Source organism: Anabaena sp. EIM26, assembly GCF_057568715.1.
This window is the reverse complement of sequence record NZ_CM172472.1, coordinates 1934203-1954753: the sequence shown is the minus strand read 5'-3', so window position 1 is coordinate 1954753 and position 20551 is coordinate 1934203. Positions and strand designations below refer to the sequence as shown.

Below are 20551 nucleotides of genomic sequence, written 5' to 3'. Positions count from 1 at the left end.
AACTTAGTTTTTATCCATCTGGAGATACAGATTTTTCAATTAATATCTAGACAAGATATGATTAGGGCATTATAATTATCTAACTTAGTTTATTTATTTATTCAACAATCAGGGAGATTCAAAGAGGAGTGAATGTTATTAGTCGGAAAATTTTGCGAGAGTTTTGTTTTACTCATGCTGATGCTTGTGATGCACTTTATAACTGGTATAGAGTAGCTAGTAAGGCTCAATGGCAAAACTTAATTGATGTCCAATCAGTTTATAAAACTGCTGAATCAGTTGGTAATTTTACGGTTTTTAACATTAAAGGAAATAACTATCGCTTAATTGTTGATATTGTCTATTCTAGCCAAAGAATTTATATTAAGTATATTTTCACTCATGCTGAATACGATCAAGGAAAATGGAAACATGACCCTTACTTTTAATCCAGAGTCCTATGCCGCTTTACTTGCTCAGTATCAACCAAAAGTAATCACTACTGAGGAAGAAAATGAAGCAGCAATCGCTATTGTGCAGAATTTAGAACACCGTTCCCATCTAACGCTAGAGGAAAAAGCACTATTGGAATTGTTGGTAACACTCATCTCCAAATTTGAGGAAGAAAATTATCCTATACCTCTAGGAACACAGCATTCTATGTTATTACACTTAATGGAGGCACAAAATATTACCCAAGAAGATTTAGTTGAAGTGATTGGCTCGCCTAATATAGTTTCTGAGATTATTAGTAATCAGTTACCGATAAATGAAACGCAAGCTCAAGCTTTAGCAAATTTTTTTCAGGTAGATGTAGAACTTTTACAACGGTAAAAATCTGATTAGGTGTGCAAAATATAAAGATACTTTCGCAAGATGTTTATTATAAATGAACAAGAATTAATTGCCACCCAAAACCAAATTAATTCTATTTTAGATAAAGTAAATATTACAGAAGATAATCGAGACTATCTCAAAGCTCTTGGTACTCTTGTTTATGATTATGAACAGCAACATGAAATAATACCTACCCTAAAAGGGGTTGCACTTCTTCAAGCTTTGCTAGAAGAATCTAATCTCCAACCAAAAGATTTAGTTTCTATTTTAGAAAGTGAGTCAATAGTTTTAGATATTTGTAATGGTAAACGCCAATTGACAGCGAATCAAATTCAAGACTTAGCGGCTTTTTTTCAAATAGATCCTACTTATTTAGTTGAGTAATGGTTCAGTATTGAAGTAATAGACTTCTTGCAAAAGTCTAGAGAATTTGGGTCTTTTTACTAAGGTTAGATTAACCAATCCCCAATCACTAATTCCCAATGACTACTAAAATGGGTTTTGTGACCGCAACCTAAAAAAGCGGTGATTGGAGATAACTAACTAATAATTATGGGTAAGCAGCGCGTTTTGTCGGGAGTTCAACCAACTGGTAATTTACACTTAGGTAACTACTTAGGTGCGATTCGTAACTGGGTAGAAATTCAAGACCAGTATGAAAATTTCTTTTGTGTGGTAGATTTGCACGCAATCACTGTACCGCATAATCCCGCCACTTTAGCGGCTGATACTTACAATATTGCTGCTTTATATTTAGCTTGTGGTATTGATTTAAGTCATTCTCACATTTTTGTCCAATCTCACGTTTCCGCGCACAGTGAACTTACCTGGTTGCTAAACTGCATTACACCGCTTAACTGGTTACAAGATATGATCCAGTTTAAGGAAAAAGCGGTTAAACAAGGTGAAAATGTCGGTGTTGGTTTGTTAGATTATCCCGTGCTAATGGCTGCGGATATTCTGCTTTATCAAGCGGATAAAGTGCCGGTGGGTGAAGATCAAAAACAACACTTGGAACTAACAAGGGATATCGTCAACAGGTTTAATCACCAATTTGCGAAAGATGCACCTGTGCTGAAGTTACCAGATCCTTTAATTAGAAAGGAAGGTGCAAGGGTGATGAGTTTGACAGATGGAACACGGAAGATGTCAAAATCTGATCCTTCAGAATTGAGTCGAATTAATGTTTTAGATCCACCAGATCAAATTACGAAGAAAATTAAACGCTGTAAAACTGATTTGGTGCGGGGTTTAACCTTTGATGACTCAGAACGTCCAGAATGTCATAACCTGTTAACGCTGTATACTCTGCTGGCTGGAAAAACCAAAGAAGAGGTAGCGGTTGAATGTGCAGATATGGGTTGGGGACAATTTAAACCATTATTGACAGAAACAACAATTAATGCTTTAAAACCAATTCAAGAAAAATATGCGGAGGTAATGAAAGATAAAGGTTATCTAGAGTCGGTGTTGCGAGATGGTAGGGAAAAAGCGGAAGCGATCGCTTGCTCTACTTTAGCAGATGTTAAAGCAGCTTTGGGTTTCTCTGTTCCTCTCTAAGGTTTGCGCTTTTGGGTGTGATTTGTTTTACCCTTTAAGGAAACCGAACTGATAACATTATGCCGGATACCCATAGCTTTAGTGCATTAAATAACTTCCGCAAGGCGGTAGCAGCAGGTGAGTTTCTCGTTACTGCTGAAGTCGCACCTCCCAAGGGAGGAGATCCCACGCAGATGCTGAAAATGGCAGCGACTCTTAAGGGGAGAGTTCATGCTGTCAACATTACTGATGGTAGCAGAGCCGTGATGCGGATGTCTTCGTTGGTTGCGTCAGCGATTTTATTGCAAAATGGAATTGAGCCGATTTGCCAAGTTGCTTGTCGCGATCGCAATCGGATAGGATTACAAGCAGATTTAATGGGCGCTCATGCTTTGGGTATCCGCAACATTTTAGCTTTAACTGGCGACCCTGTAAAAGCAGGTGATCATCCTGATGCAAAGGCTGTATTTGATTTAGAAGCTGTGCGGCTGTTGCAATTAATTAGGAAGATGAATCAGGGTGTTGATTTTAATGAAAAAATTCTCAATGATGGTGCATTAGATTTATTTGCAGGTGCAGCGGTAGATCCTCAATCTAAAAGTTGGTCAGGTTTGCAAAGTCGTTTTGAAAAGAAAGTAGAAGCCGGAGCGCAATTTTTTCAAAGTCAATTAATTACAGATTTTGAAATCCTTGAAAAATTCATGGATAAAATTGCCGCAGGTTATAATAAACCAATTTTGGCGGGAATTTTTCTGTTGAAATCTGCAAAAAATGCCCAGTTTATTAATAAGGCTGTTCCCGGTGTAAATATTCCCCAACATATTATTGATAGGTTAGCAAAAGCGAAAGATCCGCTAGAAGAAGGAATGAAAATTGCAGCGGAACAAGTGCAGATTGCGCGGCAATTGTGTCAGGGTGTGCATATGATGGCGGTGAAACGGGAAGATGCGATCGCACCTATCTTGGATTTAGCAGGGGTGGAGAAGGTTATTTAGAGGGAAATGCGATCGTATTGAGTTAGTTAGGTGCGATCGCTTTCCTTCCCAATATTGCTAAACTAAAACAAACCTCATCCAGCGCGAGGGTATATGACCGCTGCAATCAACCGTCCCTACCTAGAAACCAGCCTTCCAGATCATACGCAACTTCCAGAGTCTGATGGTACTTTTGTAAAAAACTTTCAGGCACATCCCCAAAGCATTTTACTAACCGATTCCATTAAACCTGTATTGCAAAAACTTCATTCAGATGGGCAATATATCATAGGTCAAAATAGTGCTATTTATTGGCGCATTACCGAGCCACCAGAAATTGGCACACTAGCTCCAGACTGGTTTTATATACCCAATGTCCCACCTTTACTAGATGGTAAAATCCGACGTTCTTATGTTCGTTGGTTAGAATGGATTTCGCCATTGATTGTTGTAGAATTTGTTTCTGGGGATGGTGCAGAAGAGCGAGATAAAACTCCTTGGAAAGGGAATTTTTGGATTTATGAACAGGTAATTAAACCTGCTTTTTATGGAATCTATGAAGTAAATAAAGCCAGTTTAGAAGTTTATAAATTTATTGGTGGACAATATCAGCTATTACCAGTAAATGAACAGGGACATTATCCAATTACACCTATGGGTGTTGAGTTGGGTTTATGGCAAGGTGAATATCAGAATATGGAATTACCCTGGTTGCGGTGGTGGGATTTGCAAGGTAATTTATTATTAACTGGTGAGGAAAGAGCGAATCGCTTGACTGCACAGTTGCGGGCTTTGGGAGTTGAACCAGAAGCTTAATATTAGTTACTTTAGTTCTCATTTTTGATCTAGTAGGTAGGTTATTTATTGACTTTCTGAGAAGCGATTTTCCAACGCCCGTCTACAAATTGAAAATTGTAAGTAATATTCATCGTTTCTAGAGTTTTCGTAACAAGTATATTACTCTCGTATAAGAAAATCTCTTCAGTAAGTTTTAATTGAATCACTGCGCTATTACCATTTTGCGAAAATCTGTATACATCGTCAATACGCTGTGTACCATATTTATAATATGAGTTATTTAATTGAAGCCAATCTATATTAGAATTTTTTCCAGCTAATTCTTCATATTTCTGACCTGTAGTCAATTCAGCAGCAAATTGACGATCATAGGGAGGAGCGACCATTAATTGTTTTGCTTTTAGGTAAGTATTAATTAAAGAAACCGCTTGCTCTTGGGTAATTAAAACAGGCTGATTTGATTTAGGAACTGTAGCGTTTTTACTTGAAATTGACGGATTGGATTTAGGGACTGTAGCATTTTTACTTGAAATTGACGGATTGGATTTAGGAAATATATCATATACAGTTGCCAATACAAAAAAAATAAATGTATAAAATACTTTTTTAATTTGAGTTTTATTGAAAGGTATTTCAATTTTGAGAATGTCTAAAAATGAATAATTTCCAATACCCGCTAAAAATTCAACTACATCTAGTGCCATTATTCTAACACTTCTCATAAACAGATTTTCTACAATTTCTATTATTTCAAGAATGATGGATAAATTCTTATCTTGAAAACTTGAAACTTGTGGCTCATAACTTGAAACTTGAGCCTCGTAGTCTAACATTTCTAACCATGCTTGCATTGATTGGGGGCGGTCTTTTGCCTCCAAAGCCATACCGTTGACAATTGCCTGATTTAATCCATCGCTGACACTGGAAATAAGCTGTTGTGGTGGAATCAGAGGATCATTATCTAGCTTACGAGCTAAGGAATTTGTGGGGTTTTGACCAGTGACCCCATAATAAAGACTAGCAGCTAGACAGTAAATATCAACCCGTGGATCTCTACTACCTTTGTATCTCTGTTCATAAGGTGCAAAGCTCTCATGAGCCGCTTTATCCGTTGAACTCTGGGTTGCCGGGATTATTTGTTTGGCAATACCAAAGTCAATCAAAACCGCTCTGCCATTACTCCGCAGCATGATATTTCCAGGGTGAGCATCTCGGTGTACTAATCCCGATTGATGCACCACCATCAAAGCTTCCCCGATTTGGCGAATATAAGGAACGATTTCCTCCTCTGGTAATGCTCCCCTACGCTTGACTACCTGAAATAAATTTTCCCCTGGTACAAATTCCATCACTAAGCAATGGGTGTTACCTTCCTCGAATAGTTCAATTACTCCCACAATGTGAGGATGGGGGTCTTGAGTTAGACGTGCTAGTGTCTGTCCTTCTGTAATAAATCTCTTTATATACTTGTCATACTCTGAGTCATAGTGAAGATATTCATCAGGAGTCTTAATGACAACTTGCCGATTGAGGTTAACCTGCAATGCCCTGTAAGTAATCCCAAATCCCCCTTTTCCCAGAACCTGCTCAATAATATAGTCACCACCTTTCAATTTTTGCCCTATTGGCCAGGTCATGAATACCTCTGATTAAAAAATATTTATTTTCATACCACCTCATAAGAAAAGTTTACTTGATTCTACGGTGTCTTGGTAGGTGAAGAAGTAGGAGAAGGTGACGGTGTGTTGGTAGGTGGAGATTGCTTGAAAAGAGGAATCCAGCCAACTAAGCCTGAGAGTAATGTTCCAATAGCAGCGATCGCACCTATAATCAATGTCCAGAACTGGATTTTTTTATCCCAATTTGGGTTAGTTTGAGGATTTACAGTTGACTTAGGTTTGCTTGCTTCTCCAGGTAATCCCAAAGAATCGAGCCATTCTCTCATTGATTGCGATCGCTCTTGGGGAGATAATTTCATACCGGTTAAAATTGCTTGGTTGACGCGATCGCTAATTTGTGGATTGATTTCTTTTGGTTCTGGTAAATTAATATTATCCACTTTACGTTTGAGAGCATCCACAGGTATTTTTCCTGTCAAAAGTACATAGAGAGTTGCAGCCAAAGAATAAATATCACTTGCAGCAGTTGGTTTAGTACTTTTAGCGTAAAGCTCAGGAGATGTAAATCCTTCGGCGTTTTCCTTCGCCCGTCGCGTCGTTAGTTCATTGCTAAAATCTAGGGCTAAATCAAAATCTATTAATACTGCTTCAGGTCTTCCACCGCGCAGAATAATATTTTCTGGTTGCACATCTCCATGAATCAAATTGTTTTCATGTACAACTGTCAAAGCTTCCCCAATTTGTCGAATATAAACTAATGCTTGTTCTTCAGGAATTTGTAATTGGCTACGTTCATCTAAATTTACTCCGTCCACATACTCCATCACCAAACACGAAGACTCTGCTTCTTTAAAAGGTTCGGCAAATTTAACAATATGCTGGTGCTGACAGCGAGTAAGTTTTACCGCTTCTTGCCAAAACATCGTTTCTACCCGTTCCCGGTCTGATTGGCTCAGGGATGTGAGTAAATTAACATCTAAGGTTTTAATAATTTGGCGATGATTATTTTTGTTTCTCACCAAATAAGTAATACCAAAGCGTCCCCTTCTCAACTCTCTTTCAATGGTGTATTTTCCACCTTGCAATTGATTACCTGCTACCCAAGCCATTTTTGCAACTTCCAAAATACTTGGATCAATTTTCACATAAAAAGCTCGTGTAGCTTAAATCTGTCTTGATGGTGACCGCTATAACTAACCCCGCATCACCGCATCTAAGAACACTGACGACTTTCGCTATTAGACTTAAAATTTATTCTGAGCCGTGCTAAGTAAGTCAGAAGCTTCCAATTTCAATTACTTCTCCTGGAGTAATGCTATTCAAAACATTACGAGCATCTGGTATGAGAGGAAGTAAGTCAGAGAGCTTATTACTGGGTGCTACAAGAACGACGACTGCCACTCCAGCTTGCTGTAAATTTTGCTGATAACGCAAATTTTGATCAGTAGTGAGCAGAATTGTGAAGCCATCCTGACTCATAAGCCGCAGCAATTCACCATTCTTTTTTCCTGACCATCCCATCTCGACAACTGTGCGTATCTTGTAATCAGAAAGTTCACGCTTTAGAGGACGTGGGACACATTCATCAAGCAGGATTCGCATAGGCTGTCAGCATTTCTTTTGCTAATTCTAGGGCTGCAATCGCCTGTTCTCGACTGACGCTGGGAAAATGGTCTAGAAATACTTCTAATGAATCACCCGCTTCAAGATAATCAAGTAGGGTTCTCATTGGTACACGAGTTCCCACAAAAACAGGGATTCCTCCTAGAATGTCTGGGTCGGTATGAACAATACGGGATGTTAATGCCATCACAAATACAGCCATAAGGCTACCAGCTTGTACGGTAATTGTATCTTAAAAGTAAGTTAGTGGAATTTATATAAAGTGAGAAACTTAATATGGTTAACCACGCATGACTGCATCTAACAACACTCCAGCATCAAAACGCACAGGATCTGTACAAGGTAGACCGGTTTCGGCTATAGTTTGAGCGATCGCACTCCTAGCTCCAGCTTCATCTAAATTTCTAGTATTCAAAGCAATACCCACCACCGGAACTTTAGCAAAAGCACCCGCTGCACTAGCCACCATTTCATACATCTTAATTACTTCTGGTAACGGTGGAATTGGCACATGAGGATTATTGCGGTTATGAGTTTGTCCGGCTTGATGAACTAATACCAAATGTGTTGGTTGGGAACCACGAATTAAAGGTAAAGTTGCAGTCGAACCAGGATGCAACAGAGAACCTTGTCCTTCAATTTGCAGAATATCGTAGTGCTTACCAAAACGCATTACCAACTGTTCTACAGCACCCGCAGCAAAATCTACCCGTACAGCATCCAAAGCTACTCCATCACCTTCTAACATTAAACCAGTTTGACCAGTTGCCAAAAACTTAGAACGCCAACCACGCAATTTCGCAGCCCAATGTAATTCTAAACTAGTGGACATTTTACCAATAGCCATATCAGTTCCCACCGTCAACACCCGACGACAGGGAAGAGTCCGCGCTAACCCCGAAGCTACATCTAAATTAGCTGGTTCTTTGCGGACATCCCAAATTAACTGTCCTGGTTTTAATAGTGCATTTAACTCCGGGATATTAGCTAAAGGTGTGTGTAAACCGTTAACCAAAGACATTCCTCCTTTGAGAGCATCTTTAATATCAGGCCAGTAATTATCCGGTACTAAACCACCTTTGGGAGCAATACCAATTACTAATACTTCCGGCATATACCGAAAGGTTTCAGCTACCGATGCCACAATGGGAACATCACGCTTGATACCTGTTAACTCTGATAAAGATTTACCAACAGATTCACGGTCAATAACTGCGACAATTGGGGCTTCACTGTAGCGTAAAATGGACAAACCGGTTTTACCCTGAGTACCACTGAGTCCCTCATGCAGTAAAATTGCTGTTTTTTGATTAAGCGGCAAACGCACTATATTTTACTCCCAAACCAGGTAAATCATTAGGTAAAACTCGTCCTTCATGCACCACTGCACCCATAAAAGGGTCATCAATTAAATTGAGGTGACTATCTAAATCTAAATAATCTGCTAAAGGTGCAAGTTGTAAAGCTGCTGTATTAGCCAGTGAACTATCAGAATAACAGCCAAACATCACTTTTAAACCATGTGCTTTAGCTGTATGTACCATTCGCATGGCTTCACTTAAACCACCAGATTTCATTAGCTTGATGTTGATACCATCTACATAGTCGGCTAATTCAGGAATATCAGCATTTGTAAAACAACTTTCATCTACAAAAATTGGTAAAGGGGAATGCTCCTTCAGGGTAGCTAAATTGTTTTCTTGACCCCGTGGTAATGGCTGTTCTATATATTTTATACCTAAATCAGCTAACCAAAGAGACATTGCGATCGCATCTGCCAAATTCCAACCCCCGTTAGCATCTACAAATAACTCTGTTTCTGGTGCTTCTTTCTGCACAGCTAACAGCATTTTTCGGTCTGCATCTATCCCTGCTGGTGAACCTAACTTCACCTTTAACAGCCGCACATCCATGTATTCTAGCCAGTCTCGCGTCCTCGCTGCTGCTCCTTCTGGGGAATTAATACCAATTGTCACCGAAGTGGGTGCGATCGCATTTTTATCCAGTCCCCAAATTTGCCATAGAGGTAGTCCCAGATGTTTACCCATCCAATCATACAGCGCCATATCTAAAGCCGCCCTCGCTGCCGAAGGAACCTGCTTTTGAGCCAATACCTTCTCTATCTGCTGCCGTTCCCAAGGGCTAAATGTCTGCAAAATAGGCGTAATTTCCTGCAAAGCTGCTCTAATTGTATCAGTAGACTGTTTGCGATCGCCCACACCAAAAGGTGATGCTTCCCCCCAACCTTCAACCCCATCATGGGAAATCTGCACCCACACATTAGTCGTCTGTGCCGTAGTCCCTCTACTAATAGTTAATGGAAATCGTTTGTTAACAGTAAATATTTTGACATTAATTTGCATATATATACTGGATATTGAATTGAGGCAAGCAAACAGTTTAAGTTCAAAGTTTAGGTTTTTTAGTATATCTGTTATACTTTTTTACATTTGCACTTAACCATATAACATTTTAAGTAATTTTTTATCCGCAACTTGAATATATGACTAATTTACAAAAATGGAAAACTCTAACATCAAACATGATCATAGACCATCACTGGTGTAAGGTTAGACAAGATAAAATAGAATTGCCTAATGGGCAAATTATAGATGACTATTTTATCAGTATTAAGCCAGATATTGCACTCATTTTACCGATTACTAATCAACAAGAAATAATTTTTGTTCGTCAATACAGACACGCTGTAGGGGAATTTTTTTTAGAACTACCCGCAGGAAGCTTTAATCCCACCAAAGAAAGTGCAGAAACAGCAGCAATCAGAGAATTAAGAGAAGAAACAGGTTATTCTGTCCAGAACTTACAAAAAATTGGCACTCTTTATGACAAACCGAGCAAAGATACCAATCAAATACATTTATTTTTAGCAGAAAATGCCGTTAAAGTTGGTGAACAAAATCTAGATATTACCGAAGAAATTGAAATTGTTTTAATTCCCATAAAATCAGTATTAGATAAAATTGCTCAAAGAGAAATCTCTGTAGCTGGGACTATAGCAGCCCTTTTCTTAGGTTTAAATTTCCTCAAGCAGGGATAATTACGAATTACAAATATCTCGATCTCGTTCCCAGTCTCCGACTGGGAATGCTATCATATAGGCTCTGCCTAAAGCCTTCATGGGAAGGCAGAGCCTTCTAGAATTCATTCCCATACAGAGTATGGGAACGAGAAAAATTACGAATTATAAATATCTCGATCTCGTTCCCAGTCGGAGACTGGGAATGCTATATATAGGCTCTGCCTAAAGCTTTCATGAAAAGGCAGAGCCTTCTAGAATTCATTCCCATACAGAGTATGGGAACGAGAAATCAATTATCTTGCCCATTGCTGTAAAATATAAGCATAAAAAGCCTCCTTATCTACTTTATCCATCGCGTAGATTTTCCTCCCTCCAGATACTACCTTAGTTCGTCCTTGACTAACACCAGTAGTAATAATTTCTGTTTCCCATTCTCGCAATTCATAAAATTCAGGTTTACCTAAATAAGCCGTTGCTAAAACATCCCAAAAATAATAATCTTGATGGGCAACTAAAGCATAACATTGACCTGCTAAATCAGAAATAGGATATTGGCGTTGTCTAGTAATTTTTTTGAATAACTCTAATGACATAGGTACATTATTAGTTAAATCCAAAGGACACATAATAACTTCAATTTGTGTTTCCCAAACTCGTGCTGCTGAAACTGCATCCCAATAAACATTCCATTCAGCAGAACCATCTTGTCCTGCTTCTATACTTTTTTCCACATTTCCTGGTACATTTAAAGCACCACCCATCCAAGCAATTTTAGCAATTTTTTCTTCAATTTCCGGTGCTTTATCTAAAGCTACAGCTACCGTTGTTAAAGGGCCAGTTACCATCAGCGTGACTGGTTCTTGTGCTTCCCGCAACACCTGCACCATAAAATCTTGACCTGTTTGTGCAACTAAAGGCGTATTAATAGTTTCTTCTTGATTGAGAATAGGTAAACGATCAATAATAAAAGAATCACGACGATAAAGACGAGGAAAAGGATTAATTCCGCGCACAGTACTTTCTGCAACTGGAATATGAGAAAATCCCATTAAATCAAGAATTTTACGAGTAGCGCTAACAGATGCTTGAATATAACAATCTGCGGGAGTTGCAACAATGCCAAGAAGTTGGATATGATCCATTGTCAGCAATAGCATAGTTGCTAAATAATCATCTACACCGCCATCATGATCTAGTAATACCAGTTGTTTTTTCATAACAGGAGAATTTATAAATGGACGAATTTATGCAAGCTGCGATTAGCGAAGCTAAACAAGGCAGACAAGAAGGAGGAATTCCCATCGGTTCTGTTTTGGTCAAAGACGGCAAAATTCTCGGTAAAGGACACAATAAACGGGTACAAGATGGTGATCCTGTCACCCATGCCGAAATTGATTGTTTAAGGAATGCTGGGAGAATCGGTAATTACAAAGGTACAACATTATATTCTACCTTAATGCCTTGTTATTTATGCGCTGGTGCAGTTGTACAATTTGGCATTAAAAAAGTAATTGCTGGAGAATCAAAAACTTTTCCTGGTGCAAAAGAATTTATGGTTTCTCATGGAGTAGAAGTCATTGATTTAAGCCTTGATGAATGCGAAAATATGATGAATGAATTTATTACACAAAAACCAGAATTATGGAATGAAGATATTGGAAATTGAGGATTCTTTAATTCTGCATTCAATATTTATAAAGTAAGTTGGGTTGGTTTATATCAACCCGAAAATCATTATTCTATTGTTAATAAACAATGTCATGCTGAACAAAGTATTTACAAAGGTTATCAAAATTCATAGGGTTATTAATTTTCTATTAATATTTAACTGTCAGAATCAGGATATCCAGGATTAAAGGATTAACAGGATTAATTTTCATATTATAGTAATTACTATTGAAGTGAGGTACAAACTGTAATCATTAAACGCAGATGGACGCAGATAAACGCAGATGATTTTGTACTTCACTAGACTAGGAAACGCTATATTATATTATATTAGATAGAAAGAAGCATAATTGACAGATGGAGGATTATGATTCCAATTAATGAAGCTCAACAGCAGTTACAGGATTTAATTGATTCGGTGAATCAGTCCCATCAACCTATTATTATTGCTGGACAAAATAGCAATGCAGTATTATTATCGGAAGCAGATTGGGCATCTATACAGGAAAGCCTCTATCTTCTGTCTATTCAGGGGATGCGGGAATCAATTAAAGAAGGACTAGCAACACCGATTGAAGAATGTGATCGGGAGTTACAGTGGTGAGTTGGAATTTAGTCTACACCAAACAAGCTCAGAAAGATGCTAAGAAACTAGCTGCTAGTAATTTACGAGATAAAGCACAAAGCTTACTTGATTTAATTCAAATAAATCCGTTTCAAAATCCGCCACCTTATGAGAAATTAGTGGGAGATTTAGAAGGTGCATATTCTCGACGAATTAATATTCAGCATCGGTTAGTATATGAAGTAATTGAATCTGAAAATACGGTAAAAATTTTGCGAATGTGGACGCATTATGAGTAGTATATTTGTTAATGAATTTATGAAAAAACCAGAATTATGGAATGAAGATTTTGGTAATTAAAGTAGGGATATATTCAAAACGCCTACATTAGTAAAAACTTTTCTAAAGTCATTCTATCAGGTAAAGAACTCTGCGCCCCTAATTTTGTTGTTGCTAAAGCACCTGCGGCTGCACCCCAAATCACAGCTTCACGTAAAGGATGTTTGTGAAAAAGTGCTGCTGCTAAAGCTGCATTAAAAGCATCACCAGCAGCGACTGTATCAACTGCTTGAACTGAAAAAGCTGGGATAAAGAAATTTTGGTCAGCAGTGGCACAATAAACTCCTTTTGCGCCTAATTTTATGACTGCACATTTCACTCCTCGTTGCAATAAAATAGTTGCTGCTTTTGCTGCTGTTTCTTCTCCATTTACAGGGAAACCTACTAATTGACTCGCTTCTATTTCGTTGGGTGTAATAATATCTATGAGCGGGTAAAGTTCATCTGGTAATTGAGATTGTGCTGGGGCAGGATCGAGAATAACTGTAATGTTTGCTTTTCTGGCAGATTGGGCTGCTTTAACAACGGTTTCAATAGGGATTTCTAATTGTAAAAGTATGGCTGCTGCTTGTGGTAATAGATGAGATAATCTTTCTATATCATCTTGATTAACTTGTGCGTTTGCGCCGGGTATTACAATTATGTGATTTTCCCCAGCATGATCTACGGTGATGATGGCAACTCCAGAACTGACATTTTCAGAAATTGAGATATTCTCTGTTTTTACACCGGAAATTTGCAAATTGTTGATGAGTTCTTCACCAAAACTATCAGCACCTACACGTCCTATCATGTGGGTAGGAATTCCCAATTTTGCTAATGCTACTGCTTGATTTGCACCTTTACCTCCTGGTGTTTTAAAAAAGGTTTCTCCTAGCAGGGTTTCACCTGCAATTGGTAAGCGGGGGGTTATTGTTACTAAGTCTATGTTGATGCTGCCAAAGACGATTATAGTCATAATATATATAATTTATTCACTAGATAAATTGGATATAATTGGAATCATAGATAATTGGTTATTGCAGGCTTTTAGGACAACTATAGAAAATATGTTACAGCGATTTTCAGGTAAATTAACCACATTTTATATCTCACGCAAAGGCGCAAAGACGCAAAGGAAGAAAGGAATAGAAAAATTAGTGTGTGGTACAAATACATGAAGACTGCTGTAAGCTTTTGTGCTAAGTTATCGAGCCTGAAAATTTTGTAGATTAGGGGCATATTAAAATACGCCCCTACAGGCTAGAATTTACTTGTAAAGACCCGTTCTGCTGGCCCTGTCATGTAAATTCGTTGATCAATTTCTGACCATTCAATTTCTAGGAGTCCTCCTGGTAATTCTATCGTGGCTGTGCGATCGCACTTATCATTCAAAACTCCAGCTACCAAAACAGCACAAGCACCTGTACCACAGGCTAAAGTAATACCTGCACCCCGTTCCCAAACCCGCATTTTTAAATAATTACGGTTAACAACTTCAATAAATTCTGTGTTGATTCTTTGGGGAAAAGCTGGGTGATGTTCAAATTTGGGGCCAATGGTTTCTAAAGGAATAGCCGCAACATCCTCAACAAAAGTTATACAGTGAGGATTTCCCATACTGACACAGGTAACATCCCAAGTTTTTTCTGCGACTTCTAAAGGTTGATTAATGACTTTACTATCAGCTGCAGCGAGGGTAGTAGGAATTTCTTGTGCGAGTAACCGAGGTAAACCCATATCCACCTTAATTTGACCATCATCAGTGAGTTGGGGAGTCATCACACCTGCTAGAGTATGAATGCGATAATAGTCTTTAGTGCGGGATACACCTTCCAACTCAGTTAAAAATGCTGCTAAACAACGAATGCCATTACCGCACATTTCTGGTTCAGAACCATCGGAATTAAAAATCCGCATAGAGTAGTCAGCACCATTTTCACCTGGTAAAGCAAAGATAACACCATCAGCGCCAATACCAAAATGGCGATCGCACCACTTCACAGCTTCCTCTGGTTTAATGACTGGTGTAGAAGCAGAACGGTTATCAATGAGGATGAAATCGTTACCCAGACCATGATACTTAGTAAATTCGATTGCCATTTTTCTCTAGATGAATTATCAAAGATAGATGAGTGCTGATTTAAACATTATCCCTCGTACATATATCATTACCAAAAATGGCAACAACTGACTTTAATACGAGCTTACCTAGCATTCGACAAGTGCAAACTTGGATTAAACAAAAACCAACAGTCGAATTCAAACTAGTGACTGGAGACCTAATCATAGGTCAGGTTTTTTGGCAAGATCACAATTGTGTATGTATTGTAGATAGCAACAACGAGCAGATAATTGTTTGGAAACTAGCGATAGTTTATATGAAATCTCACAGTGAAGCAGTATTAGAAAGGGGATTAGTCCCACGAGAAGCCAGCGTTGAAGTTGCCAATATAGAATAGGAGGCAGGCTCACAGGTGTAGGTTTTTTACATTGTCGTGAGGGCAAGACTTGGGGGACAAGGCTGACAAGGTGACAAGGGAGGAAAACTTGACAAACTCTGTATGATTAGCAACAAGAATAGCCCGTCAACAGACCATTATCCGTATAAAATCTTCCTTGTCTACAATACCTCCTTGTCTTCCTAGTCCTGCCTTCACAGTATTCTTCTTTTGATTTAACATCCCCCACCCCTACGGAATCACAGGTAACTCACAAGCAGGAGTAAAAAATTCTTGGAGTTCCTTCAAACTGGTTAAACTACCGCAAAGCAGCACTTGATCGCCTATTTTCAAATCCATATTGCCACGAGGAAAGCGGATAAATTTGCCATCTCGCCGAATTGCCTGAACCTTGACCCCATAATGTTCATCAACAGTTAAATCTGCCAGAGTCTTACCCAAAATAGGACAATTTGCGGGAACACTTATCCACTGACAAGCATTACTTTCTCCAGGAACAGCGGCTTTTCCCTGAGCAAACTCTGCTAAAGCTGCCAATTCCTCACTTGCTCCCACAACTAACAAGCGATCGCCCGCTTCTAGTTTAATCTGACTATTAGGATAATCAATCTCCTCCCCAGTATGGCGACGAATAGCCATTAAACTGACCCCAATGAGATAGCGCATATCCGCTTCTTCTAAAGTCATCCCAATCAACGGAGAACCAGAAGGTAAGTCATACCAACGACGATTCAAATCGCGGGTTACTTCCTGTAAATATTCAGAAACCTCAGTTGCAGAACGTTCAGGACGCAAATCTAAATAATGGTCTTTGCGGATTTCCTGCATTTGCTGTTGTACCACTTCTGGCAACAAACCAACACGACCCAGTAAGTAAGTAGCCATTTCTAAACTAGCTTCAAACTCAGGTTGGACAACTTCCCTAGCCCCCAATTGATAAAGGATTTCAATATTTTTATCTTGGGTAGCGCGGACAACTAAATCTAATTCTGGGGATAATTCCAAAGACCGTTTCAAGCATAAACGGATACTAGCAGGATCTGGGAGTGCGATCGCCATTCCTTGAGCATCATTGACCCCAGCAGTTTCCAAAACATGAAAACTCACCCCATTCCCATAAACATAAGGTATTCCCGCATCCCGTAATTGCTGAATTCGACTTTCTGCTTGGTCAATAACTACCACCGGTAAATTATTTTGTTGTAACAACTTGACCAAATTCTTACCTATGCGACCATAACCGCAGACTACTACATGGTCTTTGCGTGGTAAATCTTCCGAAACATCACGTACCTGATCTTCTTCTAAGTAAGGTTTCAACCAAGGCATTGATTCCGCAAAATTGAATAAAAATGGTACCAACCGCAAAACAAAAGGAGTCAACATCAGCGTGACTGCGGTAGTTCCTAAAATTAGTAAATATATGCGTCGGGACACCAACCCCAAAGCCTGTCCTTCACTAGCCAGCACAAAGGAAAATTCCCCAATTTGCGCTAGTCCCAACCCCACAATTAACGCTGTTTTCAGTGGATAGCCGAATAATTTAACTAGGGGAGTGATAATTAAAAATTTACCAATAAAAACAAGTCCCACCAAGCCGAGAATCAATTCTAGATTATTCCATAAAAATACTGGGTCGATTAACATCCCAATAGCAGCGAAAAATAAACTAGCGAAGATATCCCGTAAAGGTTCGACAATGGTGAGAGTTTCGTCAGCGTATTCCACCTCAGAAATCATCAAACCGGCAACAAATGCCCCCATTTCAATTGATAAACCCAAATATTCAGTTAGTAGGGCAATACATAAACATAAAGTCACCACCCCTAATAAAAATAACTCCCGGCTTTCAGTGCGAGCTATGAGTCTGAGTAAAGGGGGAATTAACCAAATTCCGGCCACAACTGCACCGGCAGCAAATAGACCAATTCGCACCAAAGCTGTGATTACAGCTATCCCCAGGACTTCTCCGGGTTCATGCAGGGCTGGTAATACTGCTAACATTAGCCCCAAAGCCAAGTCTTGGACTACCAAAATCCCCAACATGACTTGACCGTGAGGTGTTTCTGTTTCGTTGCGTTCCATTAAGCACTTGAGAACAACTGCGGTGGAAGACAAAGACAGAATTGAACCTAAAAATACCCCTTTTGCGGGTAAAGTTCCCCAAGCACCTGTGATCCCACACACCAAAACAGTGATGAGAATGGTGAGGATAATTTGTAGTCCACCTCCTCCCAGTGCGATCGCTTTTACTTTCTTCAGTTCCCCAAAGGAAAACTCCACACCCAAAGCGAATAACAAAAAAGCCACCCCAAACTGAGCCAGAGTTTCTACCTGCACAACCTCTTTAATTACCCCCAGTCCAGCAGGCCCCACGACCATACCGCCAATCAGATACCCCAGCAGTACAGGTTGTTTTAATAAAGCAGCCAGCAGTCCACCACAGGCGGCGACTGCAAGAACCGACACCAAATCAACAATTAACCGAAAATCCTCTTGCACCAGTTTTTATAAGAACTATGAAGAACTATAAGAATCCTAAATCATTTGTGAAAAATTTGGAGTAGTGTCCGATGGACATTACCCACTAAACATCTAGTGACAAAGAACGTAGAGCCGAAAATCTCTACCCATGTCAAGTCTTTACACAAATGGGGATCAACGCATATTTGATTGCTGAATATATCGAATAACCAGGGTGATAAAAATTGGTAGATATTGCAGGTATATGATGTACAACACTTTATCCCCAAGCTATGCTGAAAAAGGCTTTTCCCCCTTGTCCTGAGCAAAGTCGATAGCGTAGCGTGGCATTAGCCATAGGGCTGACTCCATTCGACTGAGGCTCACGGCGAAGCCTGAATTCTACTGTATTTAGCGTGGTTTCTTGAGCAAATCACTCAACTGAGTTCCTGTATAATTTGGCATCCAACCCTCTACAGTTGTGAAATAGCGAATCACCTTAAAATGCAACAATGCAGAAGGACTACTCCAGTGTTCAACTACCGGAGGAATGTGAATATAGTCTTGTGCTTGAATTAATAACTTGACTTGGCTACCATCAGGTTTAACAAAACCATACATCATCTCTCCTGCTAATAAATAAACAGCTTCAGCCGCAGTATGAGTGTGGTAACGTCCATAGGTTGCTATCAGTGTTTCTAGATTGGGTGAACCTGGATGAACATTCAGCAAGTCACACCATAAATAACCATTTTCTTGCTGTAGAAACTCAAACACACTATTATGAAGTCCCACAGCATAACGCTTCTCTGCTTCTGTCACCACATCTTGGTCTAGTAGATGTGGAAACAGCAACGATGTTCCTGGGTCATAATGTCTGATTTTGATTCCTAAAGGTGCTAATTCATCTATAATTCGATTTAAATCAGTTTCAATCGTCCCGTCGTCCAGTAATAGAGTCGCCATGACAAAATCAAAATACTAAATAATCTGTTAAGAATAGTATAGTTAAATTTACATGAAAAAGCCACTATTCCGACCAAGTAAATGGCGTTTTTTATAATACCGAATTTTTATATGTGTATCTAATAAATTTACTCAGTGGAGTGATGCTAAATACTACTTTTAGTTCTAAACTAGTACAAATAAACTGTATAAAGAAAGAATGTCTGACCTAATTTTATTTTGGCATCGCCGCGATTTACGTATTTCTGATCATACAGGACTGGCTAAAGCTAGAGAACAGAGTGCAAAGGTAGTAGGGGTGTTTTGCCTTGATCCTGATATTCTCCAACGAGATGACATAGCACCAGCTAGAGTCACTTATATGATTGGATGTTTACAAGCACTGCAAAAGCGATATGCCCAAGCTGGTAGCCAGTTGTTAATTTTGCAAGGTAATCCAGTCGATGTAATTCCAGCTTTAGCAGCAGCATTACAAGCTAAAGCAGTATTTTGGAATTGGGATGTAGAACCGTATTCTCAAACACGAGATCTGGCTGTCATTGATTCCTTAACAACAAAAGGGATTCAGTTTCTCAACCAAAATTGGGATCAGTTACTTCATTCACCAGCCGAGATTTTTAGTGGTTCTCAAACTCCCTATACTGTTTATACTCCTTTCTGGAAAAATTGGATTAGTAAACCGAAAGCAACTCCAGTAGAAACGCTCCCAAATTTTACAGGTTTAACAGCACAAGAACAAGAAATTGCTCAACAATCAGGTGCAATTAATTTACCTTCTGCTCAAGATTTAGGCTTTGCTTGGGATGGAGAATTAATTATTGAACCAGGGGAAGCAGCAGCACAGGAACGTTTAGAAACTTTTACAAATTCTGCTATTACTGAATATCAAGAACAGCGCAATTTTCCTGCCATTGATGGCACATCGCAATTAAGTGCAGCTTTAAAATTTGGTGTTATTGGTATTCGTACTGTTTGGCAGGCGACAATAGAAGCATTAGAAAATAGTAATAGTGAAGAAGCAACAACAAGTATTCGCACCTGGCAACAAGAATTAGCTTGGCGGGAATTTTATCAACACGCCATGTACTATTTCCCAGATTTGGCTGATGGTGCATATCGAGATAGTTTTAAAAATTTCCCCTGGCAAAATAATGAAAAACATTTTCAAGCTTGGTGTGAGGGAAAAACGGGTTATCCCATAGTTGATGCAGCCATGCGGCAATTAAATGAAACAGGTTGGATGCACAATAGATGTAGAATGATAGTCGCCAGTTTTTTAACTAAAGATTTAATTATAAATCCCCAATGGGGAGAAAAATATTTTATGCAAAAACTCATTGACGGTGATTTATCTGCTAATAATGGTGGTTGGCAATGGAGTGCTTCGAGTGGCATGGACCCGAAACCATTAAGGATTTTTAACCCCGCAAGTCAAGCACAAAAATTTGATGGAGAAGGGGAATATATTCGCCAATGGGTTAGAGAATTAAAATCTGTGGAAACGCAGTTTTTAATAACTGGTAATATTACACCTTTAGAGCGTCGTGCTATTGGTTATCCTGCACCAATTGTAGACCATAAAAAGCAGCAAGCTTTGTTTAAGGAGATATATAAAGAACAGAAAGCTCCGATTTAAAACTACTCCCTACTCTCTTAAATAGGGCTTGCTTAATAAAGCTAAAACTTAGATATATCAAGAG

23 protein-coding genes are annotated in these 20551 nt (G+C 39.0%); 12 read left to right on the top strand and 11 right to left on the bottom strand.

The annotated features are described in order from the left end of the window. The first annotated feature begins 128 nt into the window (after nt 1-128). The 6 genes from AC012T_RS08420 (at nt 129) to AC012T_RS08395 (ending at nt 4145) form a co-directional block, all read left to right on the top strand. Entirely contained in the window at nt 129-428 is a 300-nt protein-coding gene (locus tag AC012T_RS08420) for a type II toxin-antitoxin system HigB family toxin (RefSeq protein WP_487064780.1), read from the top strand. Further along, on the top strand, nt 412-813 hold the full coding sequence (locus tag AC012T_RS08415) for a helix-turn-helix domain-containing protein (protein WP_487064778.1): 402 nt from the start codon (nt 412-414) through the stop codon (nt 811-813). Before AC012T_RS08420 ends, AC012T_RS08415 begins: the two co-directional genes overlap by 17 nt. A 42-nt stretch (nt 814-855) precedes the next feature. Continuing rightward, the gene (locus AC012T_RS08410; RefSeq protein WP_487064776.1) at nt 856-1200 is read left to right on the top strand and encodes a helix-turn-helix domain-containing protein; all 345 of its coding nucleotides are present in this window, start codon (nt 856-858) and stop codon (nt 1198-1200) included. A 168-nt stretch (nt 1201-1368) separates the two neighbouring features. Then, on the top strand, nt 1369-2376 hold the full coding sequence (trpS, locus tag AC012T_RS08405) for a tryptophan--tRNA ligase (RefSeq protein ID WP_487064774.1): 1008 nt from the start codon (nt 1369-1371) through the stop codon (nt 2374-2376). A gap of 59 nt (nt 2377-2435) precedes the next feature. Further along, the gene (locus tag AC012T_RS08400; protein ID WP_487064772.1) at nt 2436-3350 is read left to right on the top strand and encodes a methylenetetrahydrofolate reductase; all 915 of its coding nucleotides are present in this window, start codon (nt 2436-2438) and stop codon (nt 3348-3350) included. Nucleotides 3351-3443: 93 nt separating this feature from the next. Further along, nucleotides 3444-4145, top strand: coding sequence for a Uma2 family endonuclease (locus tag AC012T_RS08395; protein ID WP_487064770.1), 702 nt, complete (start codon nt 3444-3446; stop codon nt 4143-4145). A gap of 41 nt (nt 4146-4186) precedes the next feature. On the opposite strand, the gene AC012T_RS08390 is transcribed toward AC012T_RS08395, so the two are convergent. From AC012T_RS08390 to AC012T_RS08365, 6 genes are all read right to left on the bottom strand, one after another. Next, complete coding sequence (locus AC012T_RS08390; RefSeq protein ID WP_487064768.1) at nt 4187-5764, bottom strand: protein kinase domain-containing protein; 1578 nt, start codon at nt 5762-5764, stop codon at nt 4187-4189. 62 nt (nt 5765-5826) lie between these two features. Then, on the bottom strand, nt 5827-6891 hold the full coding sequence (locus AC012T_RS08385; protein ID WP_487064766.1) for a serine/threonine protein kinase: 1065 nt from the start codon (nt 6889-6891) through the stop codon (nt 5827-5829). A gap of 130 nt (nt 6892-7021) precedes the next feature. Next, the gene (locus AC012T_RS08380; protein WP_487064764.1) at nt 7022-7348 is read right to left on the bottom strand and encodes a DUF5615 family PIN-like protein; all 327 of its coding nucleotides are present in this window, start codon (nt 7346-7348) and stop codon (nt 7022-7024) included. Beyond that, on the bottom strand, nt 7332-7556 hold the full coding sequence (locus AC012T_RS08375; RefSeq protein ID WP_487066513.1) for a DUF433 domain-containing protein: 225 nt from the start codon (nt 7554-7556) through the stop codon (nt 7332-7334). Before AC012T_RS08375 ends, AC012T_RS08380 begins: the two co-directional genes overlap by 17 nt. Before the next feature lie 93 nt (nt 7557-7649). Further along, nucleotides 7650-8696, bottom strand: coding sequence for an N-acetyltransferase DgcN family protein (locus AC012T_RS08370; protein ID WP_487064762.1), 1047 nt, complete (start codon nt 8694-8696; stop codon nt 7650-7652). Continuing rightward, nucleotides 8680-9732, bottom strand: coding sequence for a dipeptide epimerase (locus AC012T_RS08365; protein WP_487064760.1), 1053 nt, complete (start codon nt 9730-9732; stop codon nt 8680-8682). Before AC012T_RS08365 ends, AC012T_RS08370 begins: the two co-directional genes overlap by 17 nt. 140 nt (nt 9733-9872) lie before the next feature. Between AC012T_RS08365 and AC012T_RS08360 the strand changes: the two genes are divergently transcribed. After that, the gene (locus AC012T_RS08360) at nt 9873-10427 is read left to right on the top strand and encodes an NUDIX hydrolase (RefSeq protein ID WP_487064758.1); all 555 of its coding nucleotides are present in this window, start codon (nt 9873-9875) and stop codon (nt 10425-10427) included. Nucleotides 10428-10702: 275 nt separating this feature from the next. Here the strand turns inward: AC012T_RS08360 and AC012T_RS08355 are convergent, their stop codons facing one another. Then, the gene (locus AC012T_RS08355; protein ID WP_487064756.1) at nt 10703-11626 is read right to left on the bottom strand and encodes a nucleoside hydrolase; all 924 of its coding nucleotides are present in this window, start codon (nt 11624-11626) and stop codon (nt 10703-10705) included. 17 nt (nt 11627-11643) lie between these two features. On the opposite strand from AC012T_RS08355, the gene AC012T_RS08350 reads away from it, so the two are divergent. The 3 genes from AC012T_RS08350 (at nt 11644) to AC012T_RS08340 (ending at nt 12941) form a co-directional block, all read left to right on the top strand. After that, complete coding sequence (locus AC012T_RS08350; protein ID WP_487064754.1) at nt 11644-12075, top strand: nucleoside deaminase; 432 nt, start codon at nt 11644-11646, stop codon at nt 12073-12075. Nucleotides 12076-12444: 369 nt separating this feature from the next. Further along, nucleotides 12445-12681, top strand: coding sequence for a type II toxin-antitoxin system Phd/YefM family antitoxin (locus AC012T_RS08345; protein WP_487064752.1), 237 nt, complete (start codon nt 12445-12447; stop codon nt 12679-12681). Beyond that, nucleotides 12678-12941, top strand: a complete 264-nt coding sequence (locus AC012T_RS08340; RefSeq protein ID WP_487064750.1) for a Txe/YoeB family addiction module toxin — start codon at nt 12678-12680, stop codon at nt 12939-12941. Before AC012T_RS08345 ends, AC012T_RS08340 begins: the two co-directional genes overlap by 4 nt. 83 nt (nt 12942-13024) lie before the next feature. On the opposite strand, the gene rbsK is transcribed toward AC012T_RS08340, so the two are convergent. Both rbsK and dapF read right to left on the bottom strand, forming a co-directional pair. Further along, nucleotides 13025-13939 (bottom strand): ribokinase, encoded by a 915-nt coding sequence (rbsK, locus tag AC012T_RS08335; protein WP_487064748.1) that lies wholly within the window; start codon nt 13937-13939, stop codon nt 13025-13027. Nucleotides 13940-14223: 284 nt separating this feature from the next. Then, entirely contained in the window at nt 14224-15063 is an 840-nt protein-coding gene (dapF, locus tag AC012T_RS08330) for a diaminopimelate epimerase (protein WP_487064746.1), read from the bottom strand. A gap of 77 nt (nt 15064-15140) precedes the next feature. On the opposite strand from dapF, the gene AC012T_RS08325 reads away from it, so the two are divergent. Continuing rightward, nucleotides 15141-15422 (top strand): Hfq-related RNA-binding protein, encoded by a 282-nt coding sequence (locus AC012T_RS08325; protein WP_487064744.1) that lies wholly within the window; start codon nt 15141-15143, stop codon nt 15420-15422. A gap of 231 nt (nt 15423-15653) precedes the next feature. Here AC012T_RS08325 and AC012T_RS08320 read toward each other — a convergent pair whose 3' ends face one another. Together AC012T_RS08320 and AC012T_RS08315 are read right to left on the bottom strand one after the other, a co-directional pair. Beyond that, nucleotides 15654-17924 carry a cation:proton antiporter domain-containing protein gene (locus tag AC012T_RS08320; RefSeq protein WP_487064742.1) on the bottom strand — a complete coding sequence of 757 codons (2271 nt, stop codon included), beginning with the start codon at nt 17922-17924 and terminating at the stop codon, nt 15654-15656. 372 nt (nt 17925-18296) lie between these two features. After that, nucleotides 18297-18851, bottom strand: coding sequence for an acireductone dioxygenase (locus AC012T_RS08315; RefSeq protein ID WP_487064740.1), 555 nt, complete (start codon nt 18849-18851; stop codon nt 18297-18299). A gap of 199 nt (nt 18852-19050) precedes the next feature. Between AC012T_RS08315 and AC012T_RS08310 the strand changes: the two genes are divergently transcribed. Next, nucleotides 19051-20487: a deoxyribodipyrimidine photo-lyase, 8-HDF type gene (locus AC012T_RS08310; protein ID WP_487064738.1), complete on the top strand. Its 1437-nt coding sequence runs from the start codon at nt 19051-19053 to the stop codon at nt 20485-20487. The last annotated feature ends 64 nt before the right edge of the window (nt 20488-20551 follow it).